This window comes from Rahnella sp. GSA61A (assembly GCF_019969905.1).
Lineage (GTDB): Bacteria > Pseudomonadota > Gammaproteobacteria > Enterobacterales > Enterobacteriaceae > Rahnella > Rahnella aceris.
On sequence record NZ_JAHXYO010000019.1, the window covers coordinates 84,447 to 102,203 of the forward strand.

The following is a 17,757-nucleotide window of genomic DNA, read 5'->3' on the forward strand; positions in this document are numbered from 1 at the left end:
TTATTCAAAGCATTCAGGAGTGTGTAAACTGAGTAAGATAACCTTAAAGTCAATTTCCCGTGAATTAGGGGTGACGCATACGACGGTGTCGAATGCATTTAATAATCCGGGAAAGTTATCTGAATCCTTAAGAAAACGAATAATTAATTATGCGCATTCCGTTAATTTCTACGGCCCTGATAATATCGGGCGCGCATTACGTACCGGCAGGTCGGATGCGATTGGCATTATCTTCAATGACACGCTGAGTTATGTTTTTACTGACAGCCATGACGTGCAGCTCATGCAGGGCATCGCGGGTGAATGTGACCGGAAAGGTGTCAGCATCATCCTGATCCCGTTGCATAACGGACAGGGCGCGCGGGCCAGTGTGATTAACACTGCGGTAGATGGCTATATCCTTAATGCGACGCACAATAATGACCAGATTATCGCTAAGGCATTGTCAAAAAATCTGCCTGTGGTGACCACGGATTTTAAAATTCCCCCGCACAGCAGTGTCTCCATTGATAACTACCGGGCGATGAGGGAAATTTGCCTGCACCTGCTGGAAAAAGGACACCGTGAATTCGGCATTATTTCATTTCCTTCACTGCAGGGGCGTAAGGGTGTCGTGCCATTGAGTCAGGATATTTCAGGCGATAATGACGTTATGATCACCCGGGTGAAATCTTGTGTGGAGACTTTCCGCGAATGGAATATCGAACTCGATAATTGCTTTCTTTGTGAAACAAGCCATCACGAGATGTTTGGCGAAATAGCAGCGCAGGAATTACTTAAAATAAATCCGGGAATAACCGCGTTTATTTGCCTGTCTGACCGCTTTGCGCAAGGTGCGATTAATTATTGCCGGCAGGCCGGGTTACGTGTTCCGCAAAATATCGCGATTACCGGATTTGATAATATTCCCCGGCCAGAGAATGAAATCGGGCTCACTACCATTGCCCAGGATCCGGTTAGAAAAGGTGAGATAGCCGCGGCCTTGCTGCTGGAGGGGAAAAATAATATTCACTTCGACCTTGAGTTTACGTTAATTATACGTGGTTCTACCTGATTCCCGGTGGGGCCATAAAGACGCAAGTACTTATGTCTATTTTCAGGATGAAATATGGCCTTATTAACGTGTTTTAAAGCTTACGATATACGCGGTGTTTTGGGCAGCGAATTAAACGAGGATATTGCTTACCGTATCGGTTGTGCATTTGCGCATTTTTATCGCCCAAAACGGGTGGTGCTGGGCAGTGATATTCGCCTGACATCACCGGCTCTCAAGCAGGCCGTTGCGCGCGGACTGATGGATCAGGGCTGCGGCGTGATTGATATTGGTATGACCGGCAGCGAAGAGGTGTATTTTGCCACCCGTTCCCTGCAGGCTGATGGCGGAATTCAGATCACCGCCAGCCATAATCCGGACAATTATAACGGTATGAAGCTGGTAGGACGGGATGCAAGACCTGTCAGCAGCGAAAACGGTTTACACAATATTCAGGCGCTGGCCGAAAATCATCTGTTTTCGGCAGTGGCGCAGCCCGGTTGGTATCAGCAGCTTTCAAACCGCCGCGCTTATCTGGATCATCTGCTTAGCTATTTAACGTTGCCGTTCGGACGGCCGCTGCGGGTGGTGGTTAACGCAGGAAACGGAGCGGCTGGCCCGACGCTGGATGCGCTGGAACACGCCTTTCTGGCACGCGGTATTCCCCTTACGCTAATAAAAATTCACCATGAGCCGGACGGCACTTTCCCCCACGGTATTCCCAACCCGATGTTGCCGGAAAACCGACTGGCGACATGCGATGCGGTGCGTGAACATCAGGCGGATTTGGGCATTGCCTGGGACGGTGATTTTGACCGTTGCTTCATCTTTGATGAACAGGGTGAATACGTTGAGGCGTATTACATTGTGGGATTGCTGGCTGAACTGTTTTTGCAACGCTCGTCCGGCGAAAAAATCCTTCATGATCCGCGTCTGGTCTGGAATACCCGCGACATTGTCAGCGCCAGACACGGTATCGCCATCGAAACCAAAACCGGCCATGCCTTCATCAAAGAAAGAATGCGCAGTGAAAACGCTATTTACGGCGGTGAAATGAGCGCCCATCACTACTTCCGCGATTTTGGTTACTGCGACAGCGGGATGATCCCGGCCTTGCTGGTACTACAACATCTCAGCCAGTGCAGCCGGAAAATGTCCGGACTGATTGCTGCCCGTAAAGCCCTTTTCCCGGTATCCGGCGAAATCAATATCTCCGTCAGTCAGCCCGCTGAGGCCATCAGCCGTGTCCGCGACCATTACCAACATCAGGCGCTAAGTATCCGCCAGACTGACGGGCTGAGTATGGAATTCGATAACTGGCGGTTTAATTTACGCGCTTCCAATACTGAGCCGCTCCTGCGCCTCAACGTCGAAACCCGACAATCCACCGCGCTGTTAACTGAAATCACCGGAAAACTGCTCGCCCTTGCCGGGGCGTAACCGCTCATCTTTTTGTTTTAAAGGACAACGTTATGTCAGGCTTAACACTCAAAAATATCAAAAAATACTATGACAAAACTGTCGTGATCCCCGATTTGTCTCTGGAGATCCACTCCGGTGAGTTTTTGGTACTGGTCGGTCCGTCAGGGTGCGGGAAATCAACGTTACTGCGCATGATTGCCGGGCTGGATGCGCTGAGCGACGGGACTATTCACATTGAAGAAACTGATGTGACGGATTTACCCGCCGGGAAGCGCGGTCTGTCGATGGTATTTCAGTCCTACGCGCTTTATCCGCACATGACCGTCAGACAGAATCTGGCATTTGGTCTGAAAAATATCCGCACGCCGCCGGAAGAAATTGCCCGACGCATAAGCGAAGCGGCCCTGATCCTGCGGCTGGACGACATGCTCGACCGGTTACCGCAAAATCTTTCCGGCGGACAGCGTCAGCGCGTCGCTATCGGGCGTTCCATTGTTCAGCAGCCGAAAGTTTTTTTGTTTGATGAACCGCTGTCGAACCTTGATGCCGCGCTGCGTGTGCAGATGCGTCAGGAAATCAGTCAGCTACATGCCCGTCTGAAAAACACCATGATTTACGTGACCCACGATCAGGTCGAGGCCATGACACTGGCGGACCGGATCGTGGTGCTTAACAAAGGTCACATTGAGCAAATTGGCACGCCGGTTGAGCTGTATAATTGCCCGGCCAGCCTGTTCGTCGCCGGTTTTATCGGTACGCCGAAAATCAATGTGATCCCGGCACAAGTCGTCGGCCGCCAGCTGAGTATTGACGGCCAGCCGATGTACCCGCTGGAGGATAAATTCCCGGCGGCGCAGGATGGACAAATGGTGTCGCTGGCCATCCGCCCTGAGCTGTTGCGCCTGAATGAAGTGACGGATCATGCATTTGAAGTTTTGGTTGATTTCACTGAATTGCAGGGTGATTCCACGCTGGTATATGCGCGCGTTGGTGAGCACATCCTGAAAATGAAATCGTCGAAACAGCTCTCCTTTGCTAAAAACACACCGCTCAGGTTCGGGTTTAATGCTGCCAGTGTTTTACTGTTTGATGAAGCAGGCAGGCGCATCCTTCCCGACGCCGCGTAAAAACAAAAAAGGCACCTTCCAGTGCCTTTACGACGAAGATAAATCAAAGTCAGATGTTTTTAGCCAGCTGCGCTTTGTGTTTGTTTTCACTCAGCATGGTCAGTAACAGCAACAGAACAGCCAGCACACAACCGGCGATCATCACGATAAAGCCACCGTCCCAGCCAAAATAATCCACGGTATAACCGACAATGGCGCTGGCCGCGACCGAGCCGCCCAGATAACCAAACAGTCCGGTAAAGCCTGCGGCGGTACCGGCTGCTTTCTTCGGTGCCAGTTCCAGCGCATGTAACCCAATCAGCATCACCGGCCCGTAAATCAGGAAACCGATGGTGATCATACAGGCCATATCAATACCCGGATTGCCGACCGGATTCAGCCAGTAAACGACGGTAGCGATAGTCACCAGCACCATGAAGAACACGCCGGTGGCACCACGATTGCCTTTGAAAACTTTGTCCGACATCCAGCCACACAGCAGCGTGCCGGGAATGCCAGCGTATTCATAAAGGAAATACGCCCACGAGGATTTATCCAGCGCGAAATGCTTCACTTCTTTCAGATACGTTGGTGACCAGTCGAGAATGCCGTAACGCAGCAGATAGACAAAGACGTTAGCCAGTGCGATATACCACAGCAATTTGTTCGGCAAAATGTACTGCATGAAAATCTGTTTCGCCGTCAGTTCCTGCTCGGCGGACTCTTTCACATAGTCCGGCGGATAATCGTTTTTGTATTCTTCAATGGGCGGCAGACCACAGGATTGCGGTGTATCGCGCATGGTCATGAAGGCAAACACCGCCAGCAGAATTGCGCCGAAGGCAGGCATATACAGCGCTGCATGCCAGTCGTTAAACCACGCCATACCGAGCAGGAACAGCAGCGGAGGAATACCGCCGCCGACGTTATGCGCACAGTTCCACACCGACACCACGCCGCCGCGTTCTTTCTGCGACCACCAGTGCACCATCGTACGTCCGCACGGCGGCCAGCCCATGCCCTGGAACCAGCCGCACAGGAACAGCAACACAAACATGATGGCAATGCTTGAGGTTGCCCACGGCACGAAGCCCATAAACAACATCACGGCCGCCGCCAGAATCAAACCAGCGGGCAGAAATACGCGCGGATTCGAACGGTCAGACACCGAACCCATGATGAATTTTGAGATGCCATAAGCAATGGAAATCCCGGACAGTGCGAACCCTAAGTCTCCACGGGAGAAGCCCTGATCAATCAGATAAGGCATGGCCAGCGCGAAGTTTTTGCGCACCAGATAGTAGGCCGCATAACCGAAGAAAATCCCCATGAAGATTTGCCAGCGGAGACGGCGGTACAGCGGATCGATGTGAGCCTCATCAACAGGAGCTTTGTGGGGCGCGGGTTTAAAGATACTGAGCATAAATGCCTCCGATGGCATAAATCAGGGCGGACTCATCATGAGCCACGGACGAAATGGCGGAGCCAATGTGTTCCAAAACGAACATCATTTTAGCCATTCGCGCACAAACGAACTGTGATTTATGACTGAAATGTTACATTTTTATTACAGAGGGAGGCGATTTTGTGAGCGAGGGTGACAATAAGAAACAAAAAAAGCGGAGACTAAGCCCCGCCTGGCAGGTTCGTGACATATCAAAAGACTCATTCTAAATCGTCAGACATTCTTTTCGGCACTAAGCTGTCATGCGCTCATTCCACGTATCCTTGTATATAATATTCCCTTCTACATTTTTCCAAGTTATGGCTTGATAACGTAATTCGATATTTTCTATATGTGTACTTGTCATTCCATTTGGAAGCAAATAGGGGGAAATAGATGTGATTTTGACGTTTTCTAAAATAATATTGAAATATTCACTTTCAATCCCCGCATCCAATATGTGATACATTTTTATTATTGCGGATTGCAGTGTGCGGCCTTCACATAATGCCCGGAAAAGAAGCGGTGTGGTTTGGTCAAACTCTTTTTGCATAATAATCGGTGAATGAATTCTTGTTCCTGTTAATTTTCCCATGTGCTGATCAACAGGAATGTTAACATTGTGTGATAATGATTTTAACTCAATGGAACCGAGCCTGGCGGGTATAAGACATCCCCCAACAATAGGCGAGCCATTTTCATCAGTTAACCAAATGTGAGCTGGGTTTGACATATTTTATATCCTTATATAATCCGAGTGCATGAAATTTACCGTGAGAATAAAAAAACGAAAACTAGCATCAGCAGGAAAAACGCCGCAATTGACTGTATCGCGATATCAGGAAAAAAACTCACCATAAATACACCGAAGATCACAGTTGTAATTAATGGAATGTAAGTCCAGAAAAAATAAGACAGTTGATGTTTAAACCATCGCTTTAAAAAATTAATCATGATGTTCACCTTACCATATCAATTATTGTTTTGGCGACTTCATCATCTGATGTAAGATTCGTGCTAAAGGAGTGAGCTTTCATAAAAAGAGGCTCAACTAAAAAATACATCATTTCTAATTTTCGCATATATAACGCGTAGTAATATGCAGGACTCAGAACCTGCAACGTTCCGCACTCTCTGCAGCTTCCTGTACGTATCCGTAAAAGCCTATTCCGGTAGCGGCAAGTGCGGACACCTTCCCAATTTTCTGGCTGAAGCTGGTATGAATATTGAATCCAAGGCAAATGGACGTTGTTATGCCTAATGCAAATGATTGTGTCGTCAGAGAACTCGTTGATATATTTACGCTTGCTTTCATTAAGGTGCGCTGGATATAGTGTAGTTGGCTTTGGTTTCTATTTTTAATAAGTGATTCGACATAAATCTGTATCATGTCAGATATGATCCTTCTGTCTTTAATTAACTGCTGTAAAGACTCAAGGAATCGAACATCTTCTCGTTTCAGCTTTGCGCAAACATCTTGATAATTCTCCGTAAAACATGAAGTGTAATACACTAGCCTTGTTGCGCCATCCTGAATTCTGTGAGATTGATCGAGAATCTGCTCCTTAACTCCGGTAACCGCTGCATCCAACTTTTTTGCAAGTATTTCATCATTCGCCAACTTATTAATAATAAAATCACTATGGTACATAACTTATTCCTTAAGTTAATTATTCCATTTTATGATATGTGCTGGTTAAAATATATAATAATACTATCAGTTACTCTCTGTTATATACCACTGTACTTCATTGTAAATAATATAACGATATATTTTCACCTTATAAATGAGGCGGATTGGTAAGGTCGAGTCATGGCATAATACAAAAAAAAAGCGGAGCCTGAGCTCCGCCTGATATTTTCACACGGTCTGAAATTATTGAATTTTCAGTGTGCTGATAATGGCTTCCGCATCGGTCTGCGCCTGCTGCTGATTATCAGCAGGCAGAGTAATTTGCAGGGTCAGCAGATGGCTGTCGACCTTGCCCAAAACGATAGACGAATAGGCTTTCTGACCTGCAGAAGTGATCACGCTGTCGTACTGCTGCAATGTCTGGCCGTTGACCTGAATAGATTTATTGGTGACGACTTGCAGATTGGTATCGCGCGCTTTTTGCTGATCCTGTAAACGACCCGCCAGAACGTCCAGTGATTCCGGGGTGTTATCACCCAAAATGACAATCACCGCTTTCTGCCCGGTGCTGTCTGCATACACGTGCATATTATTTGCCTGTGTGCCCAGTTTACCGCTCTGGTCGCTCATTCCCTGCGGCAGGGAGAAGGTGACTTTGCCGTCCAGCAGGCTGACCGGCGTGGTGGCTGCCGTGGCTGCGGCCGCTGGTGCGCCTTTATCTGCGGCAGGTGCATCGGTCGACTTACCGTCACACGCAGCCAGACCGGCGATCAGTACTGCCATTCCCATCATTTTCGCGATATTACGCATCGGGCTTCCTTAAGTGGCCTGTTCACCAGGCTTACATGTTGACTTAACAGCCTTTATGGCAACCTATTCAGGCCACAAATGCAAGTCAGATTATGGCGCGATTTGTGTCTTCCCGGCGACCCGGTTTAGTGCGCACTGATAGCGGAATGCGGGTTGTTTCCTTGTGCTGATAAACGCTTAAGCAGCATATTCAGCAGCATGCCGTACATCGGCAGGAAGAACACCAGGCAGATCAGCACCTTGAAGGTGTAATCCACCATCGCTATTTCTACCCAGTGCTGTGCCATAAAGGCATCGCTGCTTTTGTAGAAAGCGATAAAGAAGAAGGACAGGGTATCGCTGATATTGCCGAGGAACATCGAGGCGACCGGTGCTATCCACCAGCGGCGGTTCTGGCGCAGGCGGTTAAACACATGAACGTCAAGAATTTGCCCCAGCACATACGCCATAAAACTGGCGGTGGCGATACGCGCGACCATGATATTCAGGCTGCTGAGCGCTTCCACGCCTTGCCATTGCGCTTCAAAGAATAACGCCGAGATGACATAGGAAATGGCCAGTGCAGGCACCATCACGGAAAGTATAATCCGTCGTGCCAGCGGCGCGCCAAATATACGGACGGTCAGATCGGTAGCCAGAAAAATAAACGGGAAAGTGAACGCGCCCCAGGTGGTATGGAAACCAAAAATGGAAACGGGTAACTGAACCAGATAGTTACTGGAGGTGATGATGGCGATGTGGAATAGCGAAAGCCATATCAGCGCGGAAAACCGCTGCTGAGCAGTAAAAGAGTACATATATGTGACCTTTTTTTATGAATAAATTGGGGTGAGGGAACCCAAGAAAATTTTTACTTTCGCACCCGTAATGGCGTGCGGCGCGCATAGTACCTGTTTGCGCACCGTTTGCGCAACAGATCTACCGGTTAATTTTAGCGCAATGAGCCGTGTTTGTTGCGCCAGAAAACCAGCGGGTTAAACTATCCGCCTTTGCCAAACAACCGCCCATTCACGTATGTAGATGTTGAGACACGAAATGACCGACCCCTTTATCAATCCTGACCATCAGCTTGATGCGTTGGGTCTGCGTTGCCCGGAGCCAGTGATGATGGTTCGTAAAGCGGTACGCACCATGCAAGACGGCGAAACGTTATTGATCATCGCTGATGATCCGGCGACGACCCGCGATATCCCCGGTTTCTGCCGTTTTATGGAACATACGCTGCTGGCGTCGGATACCGAAAGCGTGCCGTACCGCTATTTGCTGTGCAAAGGGTTGGCAGAAAAACAGGGCTGATGGCTCAGCCCGTGTTGTTTATTTCGATTTATTGCGCAACAGCCTTAACGCATTGGCGGTCACCAGCGCCGTTGCGCCGGAATCCGCCAGCACCGCCAGCCATAATCCGGTCAATCCCATCAGCGTGGTGACCAGGAAAATCGCTTTCAGCCCCAGCGCAATCGTGATGTTCTGACGGATATTCGCCCGTGTAGCACGCGAAAGGCTGATCATCTGCGCCAGCCCGCTCAGGCGGTTATGCGTCAGTGCCGCATCCGCCGTTTCCAGCGCGACGTCCGTTCCGCTTCCCATCGCAATACCGATAGTCGCGGCTTTCATGGCGGGCGCATCGTTAATGCCGTCACCGACCATGGCTACCGGTTTCAGTGCATTCAGCGCGGTGACCGCTGAGACTTTATCCGCAGGCAGTAAGCCCGCACGGAAATCAATGCCGAGCCGGTCAGCTATGGTTTTCGCCGCCCGCGGATTGTCGCCGGTCAGCATGACCGCCGACACGCCGAGCGCTTTGAGTTTCTGCAATGCCTCGGCCGCGTCATCCCGCAGACGATCCTGCATGGCAATCAGCCCGATCGCGTTTTCTTCCTGCAACACCACCACCACGGTTTTTCCGCTGGATTCCCAGTCAGTAATTTGCGCAAGGGTTTCAGTTGTCAGGCTGTTTTCAGCCACACTTTTCGGTGCCAGCACCTGAATTTTGCGGCCTGAAACGAGGCCTTCCACGCCGGAACCGGCCAGCGCGCGGCGATCCTGCGCCGTGAGCGGTAGCGGATTACTGGTTTTTGCACGGGCCAAAATCGCCTGCGCCAGCGGGTGATGCGAACCTTCTTCCACCGCTGATGCCAGACTTAATACTTCGCCTTCGCTGGCGCCGTTCAGCAGTAAAACGTCGGTAACTTCAGGTTTGCCTTCGGTCAGCGTACCGGTTTTATCCAGGGCAACGGTTTGAATCAGCGCCAGCTGTTCCAGCGCTGCACCGCCTTTGATCAATGCACCCTGACGCGTGGCCGCTGCCAGCCCGGACGTAATCGCTGCTGGCGTCGAAATCACCAGCGCACACGGACAGCCAATCAGCAGCAGCGTCAGCCCGCGGTAAATCCAGGTTTCCCACGATAGCCCCATCGCCAGTGGCGGCACGATAATCACCAGCAACGACATCAGCATAATGACCGGCGTGTAATAGCGGCTGAAAGTATCGAGGAAACGCTCGATCGGCGCACGGCGTTCATCGGCTTCTTCAATCAGTTGCAGGATGCGGTCAATGGCGCTGTTGCCCGGCGCGGAAGCCACTTCGAGGCGTGCCAGCCGGTCAACGCACAGGCTGCCTGCGGGCACTTTTTCACCGGCCAGATGATCCACCGGAACTGATTCGCCGGTCAGCGCGCTTTCGTCGAAACTGGCGGCGCTTTGTAAAACAGCGTCGGCAGGCAGGCGTGCACCTGCTGCGATTTCAATGATATCGCCGGGACGCAAGCTGCTGACCGGCACGGTTTCAGATTTGCCATTCACAATGCGGACAGCGGTATCCGGGATCAGCGCCATCAGCGCTTTTACGCCGCTGCGTGCCCGGCTGGAGGCAAAAGCCTCAAGGCGTTCGCCCACCATAAACAGCAACAGAACCATGGCGGCTTCGGCTGTCGCACCGATAAAGAGTGCGCCGATCGCGGCGATACTCATCAGCGTTTCGATGGCGAATGGCGAACCGGCGCGGGTCTGGCGAATCGCCTGACGCAGTACCGGCCAGAGCCCGACCAGTGTCGTGGCGATAAACGCGATGTTACCCATCTGCGGGTTGAAATGATCGAGCACCCAGCTCAGTAGCATCAGAACCGAAAGAGCGATCAGCGGCAGCGCTTCCTGCAAACGGGAAGGTTCGGCGGTGGGTTTTTCCTGCGGTTTGTCGAGCGATTGCAGGGTAAAACCTGCGGCGGTAACGGCATTTTGCACGTGTTGGGTGATATCAAAACCTGCATCAATCACCAGCTTTTCAGTAGCGAACAGCACTTTAGCGTGGCTGATACCATCAATACCTGAAACGGCTTTTTCAATTTTTCGGGCACAGGCAGGGCAGTCCATACCTTGTACTTTCCAGCTGTATTGCTGACTGCCGGAAAGCGGTGAGGCGGGTTCGTCTTCGCCCGGCGAACCTTCGGCGTTGCCATCGTCCGATGTATGTGAGTGCTCACCTGTTTTTGGCGCACAGCAGCTGTCAGTGGTGGAGCAGGCGGAAACCGCCAGCGGGGGTTTTTCGCTACAGCAGCCAGCCGGATGTGTGCCGGGCTGCGCAATAGCGCCAATTTTGTTGATACGCAGTGCAGGCGCATGTTTGCCCTGACATCCGCAGCGACAGGTGTTGTTTTTTTGCAGTGGGATCATAAAGCCTCCGGTTCGAAACCGAGTGGAATTACCCCCAGTGTAAACGTTGGAGTCGGCTCTAAGGTCAACAAGTATTTTATCAGCGGAACCAGAACGGTTCCGCTGTGGGATATTACAGGTATAACGACCGGACTATCAGGAAGTGCCCGCCGAAATAACAGGCGGCAACCAGCGCGTCGGCGGCGCGGAAGGTGAAGCGGTATCGGCTGAGCAGCCAGAAAATATTCCCCAGCAGTAACAGCGCTGCGCCGCAGAACAGCGAAAACGCCATGTCGGTACTGCGGGCAAAATACTGTTCGCCAGCCAGCCAGACCATCAGCAGGGTCATGGCGATGTAAGTGGTCACTGGCCATCGCAGCTCCGCCAGCCGTGTCCAGATCACTGCGAGAAGTATCGCCCCGATGATCAGTAACGTCAGCGGCAGCGGCCAGAAGAAGGTGATGGTCATTTGGCTGGCGAAACTCAGCGTATACAGCAGATGCGACAGGAAGAAGGCACCGATGGCGTACATGAAGCGTTCTTCAGGCAGCAGTAACAGGCTGTCTGCCACCAGTGTCGCCGCCAGACCCAGTAAGATCAGATAGCTGTAAACGTTGAGTGTCGGCGCCTGCCAGGCCAGCAACAGCAGTAATAGTAAGGTGACGGGTTTAAAGACCCAGCGCTGCCAGCGCGGGCCACGATAGCTGGCGTCAACGAACAACCAGCCAGAGAAAAATACAGCGAGGAATGGCCAACTCATTGTTTATCCTTTTATATTTCAGAACAGAACATAAAACCGATGTCAGGGTCTGCTTGCGGGAAAACACATCCTGTTTTCCTGAACTTGCTTTCAGTGTAGGAGAGAGAGCATGGCGGCGACAATCAGAAATCCCCGTAACGGCGGGTCTGATGAATGTTGGTTTAGGATAGGGGGAATTTACGGCGCAGGGCGCGCCGTAAAAGCGGGGATTACTTTTTGGCTGGCAACGGAGGCTGTTTTTTCTGCCACGCCATCAGTTCGAAGACGCCGAACAGGAAGATGCGGGTTTGCAGCCACGGCCCGATGGTGTCCTTTTCCTTGCCCTGCGTGGCTTTAAGCAGCATCACCTGCAGGCCATGCATAAAGAACATGAAGACAATTGCCACGTCTAAAAAGTATTTGATCGGCTTCGGGAACGGGTGGATCAGGTTAAACGCCAGAAACGCCCAAATACATAACATCAACAACCGACCAATATTGATCAACATCTTACTGCTCCTGTTCTGGTGAGCCGGTTTCAGGCGTCACATCGCGATGATAAAGACGATAAGCAACTTGTCCGGCGACTTTCTCACGGTGTAAGCGCCAGCGGGCAGGCACATCCAGCGTGTCATGTTCGGCTTCTGTTTCGACATAAATCCAGGCTTCATCGGCCAGCCACTGGTTTTGCTCCAGCAGGTTCAGGGTGTCTTGCAGAATGCCTTTGCGGAAAGGCGGATCGAGGAAAACCACATCAAAGGCGCTTCCGGCTTTTGCCAGCCAGTTCAGGGCATTGACGTTAAATACTTTCGCATCACTGGCGTTTAGCAGCGCCAGGTTTTTCTCTAACTGTTGCGCAACCGGGCGCTCAAACTCCAGCAATGTCGCGCTGGCCGCATAGCGGGACAAGGCTTCCAGACCGAGTGCGCCGCTGCCTGCAAAACAGTCCAGACAATGTGCGCCCTGTAAAACTGGCGCAAGCCAGTTAAACAGCGTTTCGCGCACGCGATCGGTGGTCGGACGCAGCCCCGGGCTGTGGGGGACCGGAAGTTTGCGTCCGCGCCATTGTCCGCCAATAATTCGGATCTGGCCTGCGGCGGGCGTGTTGGGTTTCTTTGCCATAGTTCGCTTGTGTCATCCAAAGCCGTCGGGCTTCGTTGCCTATCGTTTGGAGGGCTATTCTACCGGTGTGCGGGCAATGGGCAAATGTTTAACATTGTCGATTGAAAAACCAGCGGAATTCAATACGCGGGCGTGTTGCCCGCAGGGGAAAGTGATAGACTGCCTGACCATAACCCTATTAATAATCCGTTCGCCAGTCATTAACGGCGAGGAGTGAAGTTGTAAAATGGCAAAAGATAAAAAACGCGGTTTCTTCTCCTGGTTCGGTCGTGGCCGTCAGGAAGAAGAGCAGCAGAAGGAAGAAACACGCGAAGAACAGCCGGTTGTCGAAGAACAACTGACGGAAGAACCGGCAGTCCCGGTAGCTCGCGAGCCTGTTGCAGAACCTGAAGTTGAAGCAGAACCTGAAACTGAACCGGCCGCACACGTTCAACCTGAGCCTGAAATTGAACCTGAGCCATTCGTTGAGCCGGAACCGGAAATTGTACCCGAACCGCTGACAGAGCCTGAGCCGGAAGACAAACCTGAACCGGTTCGCGAGCAGGCCGCCGCTGAACTGGCAGAAGAAATTGTTCACATCACTGAGCAGGTTGCCGCGCAGCCTGCCGTTGTTGAAGATATCGCTGAAGACGAATTTGTTGAATCGGCAGAAGAAATTGCCGAAGATCTGCGTCAGGACGCCATTGATTCGATTGATGATTCTGTCGCTGTGGAAGAACCCTTACCTGTGGCGCTGGATCCGATTGTGGTGCTGCCCGCCGGTGAAACCGAGCAGGAACGCCCAACCAAAGAAGGGTTCTTCGCCCGTCTGAAACGCAGCCTGGTCAAAACCAAGCAGAATCTCGGCTCCGGTTTCGTTGGTCTGTTCCGTGGTAAGAAAATCGACGACGATCTGTTTGAGGAGCTGGAAGAACAGCTGCTGATCGCCGACGTTGGCGTCGAAACCACCCGAAAAATCATCACTTCACTGACTGAACATGCCTCGCGTAAGCAACTGAAAGACGCAGATGCGCTGTACGGCAAGCTGAAGGAAGAAATGTCCGAAATACTGGCGAAAGTTGACGAGCCACTGGATGTCAGCGGGAAAACCCCGTATGTCATTCTGATGGTTGGTGTAAACGGTGTCGGTAAAACCACCACCATCGGTAAAATGGCGCGCCAGTTTGAAGCACAGGGTAAATCTGTGATGCTGGCAGCAGGCGACACCTTCCGTGCCGCAGCCGTTGAACAGTTGCAAGTCTGGGGTCAGCGTAACAAGATCCCGGTGATTGCGCAGCACACCGGTGCCGATTCCGCGTCGGTTATCTTCGATGCCATTCAGGCGGCGAAAGCCCGCAATATCGACGTGCTGATTGCTGATACCGCCGGGCGTTTGCAAAACAAAACGCACCTGATGGAAGAGCTGAAGAAAATCGTCCGTGTGATGAAGAAGCTCGACGAAGACGCACCGCATGAAGTGATGCTGACGCTCGACGCCAGTACCGGCCAGAACGCAGTGAGTCAGGCCAAATTATTCAACGAAGCCGTCGGGCTGACCGGGATAACGCTGACTAAACTGGATGGCACCGCCAAAGGCGGCGTGATCTTTGCCATCGCTGATCAGTTCAGCATTCCGATCCGTTACATTGGCGTCGGTGAAGGTATCGAAGATTTAAGGCCTTTTAAGGCAGACGATTTTATTGAGGCACTTTTTGCCCGAGAGGATTAATACGGATGATTCGCTTTGAACAGGTCAGTAAAGCTTATCTGGGCGGACGACAGGCGCTTCAGGGCGTCAATTTTCATATCCAGCAAGCAGAAATGGCATTTCTGACCGGACACTCTGGCGCGGGTAAAAGTACCCTGCTGAAGCTGATTTGCGGCATAGAGCGTCCGAGTGCCGGACACATTTTGTTTGGCGGTCATGATATCAGCCGCCTGAAATCCAGCGAAGTGCCGTTCCTGCGTCGTCAGATCGGCATGATCTTTCAGGATCACCACCTGCTGATGGATCGTACCGTGTATGACAACGTGGCGATGCCGCTGATCATTTCCGGTGCAAGCAGTGAAGATATCCGCCGCCGCGTGTCGGCTGCGCTGGATAAAGTCGGATTACTGGATAAAGCCAAGAATCTGCCAATACAGCTTTCCGGCGGTGAACAACAGCGTGTGGGCATTGCCCGTGCGGTGGTGAACAAGCCCGCAGTGCTGCTGGCGGATGAACCGACCGGTAACCTCGATGGCGAATTGTCGGAAGGCATTTTGCGTCTGTTCGAAGAATTTAACCGCGTCGGCGTTACCGTGCTGATGGCGACGCATGATGTGGGTCTGATTGCCCGTCGTAATTACCGCACGCTGACGCTGAGTCAGGGGCGTATGTCGGGAGGGGTGTACTAATGGCGAACAGTCCGAATCCGGCTAAAACCGCAAAAAGCGCCCGTGCCGCAAAAAGCAAAGCGTTGCAGGGCGGCTGGCGCGAACAGTGGCGCTATGCCTGGATGAACGCGCTGGCTGACATGCTGCGTCAGCCGCTGGCGACGCTGCTGACGGTGATGGTAATCGCCATTTCCCTGACGCTGCCGAGCGTGTGTTATCTGGTGTGGAAAAACGTCAGTACGGCGGCGGAGCAGTGGTATCCGACGCCACAACTGACCGTTTATCTCGATAAAGCGCTGGATGATGACGCCGCAGAAAACGTGGTCAAAACCCTGAAAACCGAAGCGGGCGTGGATAAAGTTAATTATCTTTCCCGTGAAGAGGCGATGGGTGAATTCCGCAACTGGTCAGGCTTTGGCGGCGCAATGGATATGCTGGAGCAAAACCCGTTGCCAGCGGTGGCGATCATCACGCCTAAAATGAATTTCCAGGACTCTGCGACACTCAGCACCTTGCGCGACCGCGTGGCGGCTGTGCATGGCGTGGATGAAGTGCGGATGGACGACAGTTGGTTTGCCCGTCTTGCGGCGCTGACCGGTCTGGTCGGGCAGATTGCGGCGATGATCGGCATTCTGATGGTGATCGCCGTCTTCCTCGTTATTGGTAACAGTGTGCGACTGAGCATCTTCAGCCGCCGCGATACCATTAACGTGATGAAGCTGATTGGCGCGACCGATGGCTTTATTTTGCGGCCGTTCCTCAACGGTGGCGCGATGCTCGGCTTCACCGGTGCATTGTTATCACTCATCCTCTCGGAAGTGCTGGTGTTGCGGCTTGAGAGCGTGGTGACGCAGGTTGCGCAGGTCTTCGGCACCACCTTTGACCTGCATGGTCTGGGCTGGGACGAAAGCCTGTTACTGCTGATCGTTTCCGCGATGATTGGCTGGATTGCCGCCTGGCTGGCGACGGTTCAACATTTACGGCGATTTACACCACAGTAGTGATAATTTGCTATAATGTCCCCCTGCGGCTCAGTAATTGTGTCTCAGGGGGAAGCTGTTTCAGGTCAGCCCGCCACATCATTTTCCTGCTTTCCCCGTAATGGCACAAATTCACTATCCAATAGTCAGTCTGTCACTTACAGTCTTCAGACTGTTGAATCTTTCCGTGAACTTTATGTAAAATTCGTGGTCGTAGAGCAGCGAATATGAAGGGCTCGGCGTTGCTTTGTTGTCGCCTTTAAGGCCGGCAATGTCGCGGTATCATCCCGCAGCAACGTGGTATAAAACCTGCATTACGTCATACATGAGAGGCTTTAATGACCAAAGAAATGCGCACTTTAGCATTAGTACCCCAAGGTAGCCTGGAAGCCTATGTTCGGGCGGCCAATGCCTATCCTATGCTCACCGCAGAGGAAGAACGGGCGCTGGCTGAACGGCTGCATTACAACGGTGATCTGGAAGCAGCGAAAGAGCTGATCCTGTCTCACCTGCGCTTTGTTGCTCACATTGCCCGCAACTATTCAGGCTACGGTTTGCCTCAGGCAGACCTTATCCAGGAAGGGAATATCGGCCTGATGAAAGCGGTTCGCCGTTTTAATCCGGAAGTCGGTGTCCGTCTGGTATCCTTTGCCGTGCATTGGATCAAAGCGGAAATTCACGAATATGTGCTGCGTAACTGGCGCATCGTGAAAGTCGCTACCACCAAAGCGCAGCGTAAGCTGTTCTTCAACCTGCGTAAGAACAAACAGCGTCTGGGCTGGTTCAGCCACGACGAAGTCGAGCACGTCGCCCGCGAACTGGGTGTGACGAGCAAAGATGTGCTGGAAATGGAATCACGCATGGCCGCACAGGACATGACGTTTGATCCGACGCCGGATGATGAACCACGCGACGGCGCAGCGATGGCACCGATGCTGTATCTGCAAGACAAGAGTTCTGACTTTGCAGAAACTATCGAAGAAGATAACTGGGATCAGGACGCCACCGACAAACTTTCCTCTGCAATGGAAGGTCTGGACGAACGCAGTCAGGATATCATTCGTGCCCGCTGGTTAGACGACGAAAACAAATCGACCCTGCAGGAGCTTGCCGATAAATACGGTGTGTCTGCAGAACGTGTTCGTCAGCTGGAAAAGAACGCGATGAAAAAACTGCGTATGGCGATCGAAGCCTGATCCCCGCAACGCAAAACGAAAAAGCGACCTTCGGGTTAATGCCGGTCACTTAAGGTGACCGGCATTGTTTTTTAAGGGATATTTCGACCTTTTTTCTCTCACTTCCCTCGCATATTCACGCTCACGTCTCGAGGGCAGTTTGAGCATCGCTGCGTTGCTGTAAAAATGCTTCAGATGACCCGGGATGGCTCCCGCTGATGCCCACGGCAGCCCGATTAACAACCGTAATATCTCCGACACCGCACCGCTAAAACTCAGCTGATAAGGCA

General features: G+C 52.0%; 17 protein-coding genes and 1 pseudogene. 8 read left to right on the forward strand and 10 right to left on the reverse strand.

Annotated elements, in window-relative coordinates:
- The first annotated feature begins 85 nt into the window (after positions 1-85).
- The 3 genes from LC431_RS20625 to LC431_RS20635 are packed head-to-tail and all read left to right on the forward strand — an operon-like array spanning position 86 to position 3,582.
- A complete protein-coding gene (locus tag LC431_RS20625; protein ID WP_240970778.1) occupies positions 86-1,054 on the forward strand; it encodes a LacI family DNA-binding transcriptional regulator in 969 nt (322 codons plus the stop codon).
- Between the two features lie 54 nt (positions 1,055-1,108).
- A complete protein-coding gene (locus LC431_RS20630; RefSeq protein ID WP_223510293.1) occupies positions 1,109-2,473 on the forward strand; it encodes a phosphomannomutase CpsG in 1,365 nt (454 codons plus the stop codon).
- A 32-nt stretch (positions 2,474-2,505) separates the two neighbouring features.
- A complete protein-coding gene (locus LC431_RS20635; protein WP_037035413.1) occupies positions 2,506-3,582 on the forward strand; it encodes an ABC transporter ATP-binding protein in 1,077 nt (358 codons plus the stop codon).
- Positions 3,583-3,631: 49 nt separating this feature from the next.
- Here LC431_RS20635 and glpT read toward each other — a convergent pair whose 3' ends face one another.
- The 5 genes from glpT to LC431_RS20660 form a co-directional block, all read right to left on the reverse strand.
- Positions 3,632-4,984, reverse strand: coding sequence for a glycerol-3-phosphate transporter (glpT, locus tag LC431_RS20640; RefSeq protein WP_223510294.1), 1,353 nt, complete (start codon positions 4,982-4,984; stop codon positions 3,632-3,634).
- Between the two features lie 274 nt (positions 4,985-5,258).
- Positions 5,259-5,738, reverse strand: a complete 480-nt coding sequence (locus tag LC431_RS20645) for a type VI secretion system tube protein TssD (protein ID WP_013577483.1) — start codon at positions 5,736-5,738, stop codon at positions 5,259-5,261.
- A 375-nt stretch (positions 5,739-6,113) separates the two neighbouring features.
- Positions 6,114-6,656 (reverse strand): hypothetical protein, encoded by a 543-nt coding sequence (locus LC431_RS20650; protein ID WP_223510295.1) that lies wholly within the window; start codon positions 6,654-6,656, stop codon positions 6,114-6,116.
- 225 nt (positions 6,657-6,881) lie between these two features.
- Positions 6,882-7,448, reverse strand: a complete 567-nt coding sequence (locus tag LC431_RS20655) for a DcrB family lipoprotein (RefSeq protein WP_013577480.1) — start codon at positions 7,446-7,448, stop codon at positions 6,882-6,884.
- 125 nt (positions 7,449-7,573) lie between these two features.
- Positions 7,574-8,245, reverse strand: coding sequence for a 7-cyano-7-deazaguanine/7-aminomethyl-7-deazaguanine transporter (locus tag LC431_RS20660; RefSeq protein ID WP_013577479.1), 672 nt, complete (start codon positions 8,243-8,245; stop codon positions 7,574-7,576).
- A 238-nt stretch (positions 8,246-8,483) separates the two neighbouring features.
- Between LC431_RS20660 and tusA the strand changes: the two genes are divergently transcribed.
- Positions 8,484-8,744, forward strand: a complete 261-nt coding sequence (gene tusA, locus LC431_RS20665; protein WP_013577478.1) for a sulfurtransferase TusA — start codon at positions 8,484-8,486, stop codon at positions 8,742-8,744.
- 18 nt (positions 8,745-8,762) lie between these two features.
- On the opposite strand, the gene LC431_RS20670 is transcribed toward tusA, so the two are convergent.
- From LC431_RS20670 to rsmD, 4 genes are all read right to left on the reverse strand, one after another.
- Positions 8,763-11,117 (reverse strand): zinc/cadmium/mercury/lead-transporting ATPase, encoded by a 2,355-nt coding sequence (locus LC431_RS20670; RefSeq protein WP_223510296.1) that lies wholly within the window; start codon positions 11,115-11,117, stop codon positions 8,763-8,765.
- A 112-nt stretch (positions 11,118-11,229) separates the two neighbouring features.
- The gene (locus LC431_RS20675) at positions 11,230-11,856 is read right to left on the reverse strand and encodes a lysoplasmalogenase (RefSeq protein ID WP_013577476.1); all 627 of its coding nucleotides are present in this window, start codon (positions 11,854-11,856) and stop codon (positions 11,230-11,232) included.
- 209 nt (positions 11,857-12,065) lie between these two features.
- Entirely contained in the window at positions 12,066-12,344 is a 279-nt protein-coding gene (locus LC431_RS20680; RefSeq protein WP_013577475.1) for a DUF1145 family protein, read from the reverse strand.
- A gap of 1 nt (position 12,345) precedes the next feature.
- Positions 12,346-12,957, reverse strand: a complete 612-nt coding sequence (gene rsmD / locus LC431_RS20685; RefSeq protein WP_013577474.1) for a 16S rRNA (guanine(966)-N(2))-methyltransferase — start codon at positions 12,955-12,957, stop codon at positions 12,346-12,348.
- A gap of 226 nt (positions 12,958-13,183) precedes the next feature.
- On the opposite strand from rsmD, the gene ftsY reads away from it, so the two are divergent.
- The 4 genes from ftsY (at position 13,184) to rpoH (ending at position 17,488) form a co-directional block, all read left to right on the forward strand.
- Entirely contained in the window at positions 13,184-14,665 is a 1,482-nt protein-coding gene (ftsY, locus tag LC431_RS20690; protein ID WP_223510297.1) for a signal recognition particle-docking protein FtsY, read from the forward strand.
- A 5-nt stretch (positions 14,666-14,670) separates the two neighbouring features.
- On the forward strand, positions 14,671-15,333 hold the full coding sequence (gene ftsE, locus LC431_RS20695) for a cell division ATP-binding protein FtsE (protein WP_013577472.1): 663 nt from the start codon (positions 14,671-14,673) through the stop codon (positions 15,331-15,333).
- Entirely contained in the window at positions 15,333-16,313 is a 981-nt protein-coding gene (gene ftsX, locus LC431_RS20700) for a permease-like cell division protein FtsX (protein WP_013577471.1), read from the forward strand. The genes ftsE and ftsX overlap by 1 nt, the downstream gene beginning before the upstream one ends.
- A 317-nt stretch (positions 16,314-16,630) precedes the next feature.
- Positions 16,631-17,488, forward strand: a complete 858-nt coding sequence (rpoH, locus tag LC431_RS20705; protein WP_013577470.1) for an RNA polymerase sigma factor RpoH — start codon at positions 16,631-16,633, stop codon at positions 17,486-17,488.
- 45 nt (positions 17,489-17,533) lie between these two features.
- Here the strand turns inward: rpoH and LC431_RS20710 are convergent.
- Positions 17,534-17,757 (reverse strand): annotated as a pseudogene (locus LC431_RS20710) (IS4 family transposase); the annotation flags it as partial.